Raw genomic sequence first — 3338 nt, forward strand, 5'->3', positions numbered from 1 at the left:
AATTATTCGGTCAGGATCCTCACGTAAACATTCGCGTAATAGCATGTCATAATCGACTGTATATTCACCATTCTCAGATTGCCTGCATCTAAGTGAAACAAAATGTTTCTCAGGGTATAAGGTTTTTAAATATAATTCAGGCTCATCTTCAAGTACAAAGGTCCGATCCCTATTAGGAATAAAGCCACTTATATATTTTAAAAGCTCAGTTTTACCACTTCCCGTTGGTCCAACAACTAAAATATTCAGTCCACCTTCAACAAAAGCTTGCAGTGCGTTTATCATCTCTTCGCTAGCTTGACCTGTGTTTATAATACTATCGCGACTGATTCTAATATTTGTTCGCGGCTTACGAATCGCTACTGCAATTTCTGATTCATATGCAATTTCTTTGCTAAGCATATTTACACGTAAATTCCCTAGTGAACTATTCGCATAGGGTTTTCCCCTATTAATTGTTTGACCTGTCGAGTTTACAATACGATAGACTAATTCCATCGCCTCTTCTAGAGAGTTAAATTTAATATCTGTGAGTGTTCTTGGTTGATTCACCCTTTTAACCATAATTTCATCAATTCTATTAATATAAATATCTGTAACCATTGGGTCATCACATAATGGCTGGATAGGTCCCATTCCAGCTACAGCATCTAATAATTGATCAATAATTTCAGCTGGAGACAATCCAGATAACACCAAGTTTTGATTCTTTGTATAAATTGAGATAATCTCTTTTAGTTCAGCCCTCTTATCAGCCCGTAAAAATGATTCCTGTAATACCGTCTGATGGTTATCTATTAGGAATTGTCTCAATTCATCAACCATTCCTGGAGGGACTTTCTTCATAGTTCCATATACTTTACCTTGTTTAGATCGATTAGAATAACTTGTAATACCTAGGCTCACCTTATTTATAGACTTAGGTCTTAATTCCCTAAGTATGTTTTGAATTTCTAAGAAGTCATATTTATTTTTTATTACTTTTAAATTAGAACTATTTGGATTCGAAACAGCTATTGCTTGAGTCAATTAATTTCACCCCCTTGAGAATAAATTAAATTTTGATTTTCGTTCTGGTACTATACTGGATTTCTTTAATTCAAACCCCATATTACTCAATAAAGTCTCTACCTCTTCGTTAATGCCATTAGAACCTATTTCTAGTTCTAGTTCAGCTTGTGGACGTTTCATGTCCCAACTAATCTCAAATGCAATCTCTTCTTTTAGCGCTTGTTCTTCATAAACCTGTGGTGAGATCCCCATAATTGATTTGTTTAAAATAGTACTCCACTTCTGCATATCAAACTCAACATTCTCTAAAACCTGTCTTGTTTTTTTGTATTCTTGCATACGCAGTAAATTAGGAGAAATAATATGAAATACTCTATCCACCTCTAACATTACTGGATAAGCAAATAAGTCATCTAAATTATTTGGTAAATTAAAAATTGTAATATCAAAATTACACTCTTTAATTGCAGTAATAAAAGTATTTATAAAGTCCGGATTCTCTAATTTCGGAAATTCATTAAATAAATAGTCTGCCGGAAAACTCAAGAAGTATAAATTTTCAGGAATCTTATTCATAGCTTCCCTAATTGCCTCACTCACTATCACATCATTTTTATTAGCGATGTAATTCATAATGGAAAAATTTTCTCTTGATTCTATTAAACGCATCATGTTCTTGCTTGGATGTGTTAACCCCGTAGATAAAGCAAAAGAAGGGTGTAAATAATCCAATTCTACATATAAGACTCTTTTGTCATTCTTCGCTAAAGTTTGGGCTACCGCTTGAGAAATCGTTCTTTTCCCTTCATTGACATGGTTACTCCAAAATGCCATTGATTTAATTTCATTATTATTAATTGATTCATTATTCATTAAATTAATACTCCTTTCATGTATGAGTACATTTCCGTATATATTTGAATTTTAGAAAGCTAGATTTAAAGTTCTAGCTTTCTAAAATTCATTTCTTCTGTAAATTTCCTTTTTCATCTACTTTAAAAAAGTGTTGTGGGTTATAAGTTAACATTTCTATAATATTTCTAGTTAATGCCTCATTACTCATTGAAGCTGGTGTTGTTTCATCCGTAAGATCTGCTACTTTTTTATCTTTTATTAAATCTTCATAAGATTGACCACTAGTTATCGGGATTATTTTCCCGTTTAATTTCGCTTTATTTAATACTTGCAGAGCATCTTTATCTACTGCAATTGTATATAAGCGAGCTTGCTTTCTAGTATTTGAAGGTTGTTTACCATCAGCCGCTTGAGTGTTAGGTACTGCATTAAACACATCAGAAGTTGTACTGTCTTTAACACTTACAACCCTTGCCTTTTTTGCGGCCAATCCAAAGAATTTTACACTTTCACTAATGAATTTCTTATCTAAATCCGCAATTCCAACTACTTTCCCTAGTTTTTCTGCTTCCAAATTTGTTGCGAAGTACAAATCCACATATGTGTTAGGTACAATTGCATTACCGTTACTAGTTTCTAAATCTACTAATACTGGAAAAGCATACTCACCTGGCTTTAACGAAATTACTCCTGCATCTGGTAACTCTTCTTGCTTTGCAATTTTACTTACATTCATATAACTATTTTTAGCTATTCCATAGCCATCTTTTGTCCACTTGCCAACTACATCCTCCTTTTTTAAAGCAGATTTTGGAGGAATACCTGACATAGGAAATTCTTTTTCTAAAATCATGTCCTCTGTTATTTTTGTATGTGGTGCAATATCTTGTTTGGTAACTATTGCTTTTACAGGTTTTACCTTGGATTCAGTTTGCATATAGGTATACCCCCAAACGCTGGCTACCGCCCCTAAAGCGATGGTACCTGCGATTAACTTTTTATTGTTGAAATTCAAATAAATTACCTCCTCAATTATTATTCATTCAATCGTTATACACTCCGCCAACAGGGGGTGTTCTAAGATCTTTTGCTTCTATAATTGTTATTTGTTTATCTGAGGTTCTAATGTAATTGTCATCTTTATATTCTCCCCAATTTTGAAAATAGTTTTTAGTATAACTTCCCTGTAATGATCTAACTCCAACAGATAACAATGGTGTACTATTTCCAAATTCACCATTATGTATCTCTAAACGTCTTTTTGAATTAGGGATATTAAAAGATGTATTTTTACTAAAGCTTTTTGCAAATGCTGCCTTAGCAACGTCTTCATCAATCGTCATACGTTCTTTTACCCGTAAATCTCCTCGATTTACTGCAAGTGATATAGCATCGACTGAGGCAATATCTACGCTTTCACGATTTTCTTGATGAATTGTATTAACACTAGCTAAGTCAATTTGAAAAAATAC

At 33.0% G+C, this 3338-nt stretch carries 4 protein-coding genes; all 4 read right to left on the bottom strand.

What is annotated here, in order from left to right:
* The coding region (locus tag RCF13_RS07425) for an ATPase, T2SS/T4P/T4SS family (protein ID WP_308141033.1) at nucleotides 1-1029 on the bottom strand (1029 nt) is incomplete at its 3' end.
* Between the two features lie 6 nt (nucleotides 1030-1035).
* On the bottom strand, nucleotides 1036-1884 hold the full coding sequence (locus RCF13_RS07430; RefSeq protein ID WP_047956710.1) for a hypothetical protein: 849 nt from the start codon (nucleotides 1882-1884) through the stop codon (nucleotides 1036-1038).
* An 88-nt stretch (nucleotides 1885-1972) separates the two neighbouring features.
* The gene (locus tag RCF13_RS07435; RefSeq protein ID WP_042516222.1) at nucleotides 1973-2881 is read right to left on the bottom strand and encodes an RcpC/CpaB family pilus assembly protein; all 909 of its coding nucleotides are present in this window, start codon (nucleotides 2879-2881) and stop codon (nucleotides 1973-1975) included.
* Between the two features lie 28 nt (nucleotides 2882-2909).
* Nucleotides 2910-3338 (bottom strand): hypothetical protein (locus tag RCF13_RS07440; RefSeq protein WP_308141034.1); only part of this gene is annotated, 429 nt, incomplete at its 5' end.

It is taken from the genome of Stenotrophomonas maltophilia group sp. RNC7 (genome assembly GCF_030910085.1).
In the GTDB taxonomy this organism is placed as follows: Bacteria; Pseudomonadota; Gammaproteobacteria; order Xanthomonadales; family Xanthomonadaceae; genus Stenotrophomonas; species Stenotrophomonas sepilia.

Excerpts from the sequence above, each read along its gene's own strand:
- RCF13_RS07430 (WP_047956710.1), bottom strand. The coding sequence starts at position 1,884 with ATGAATAATGAATCAATTAATAATAATGAAATTAAATCAATGGCATTT.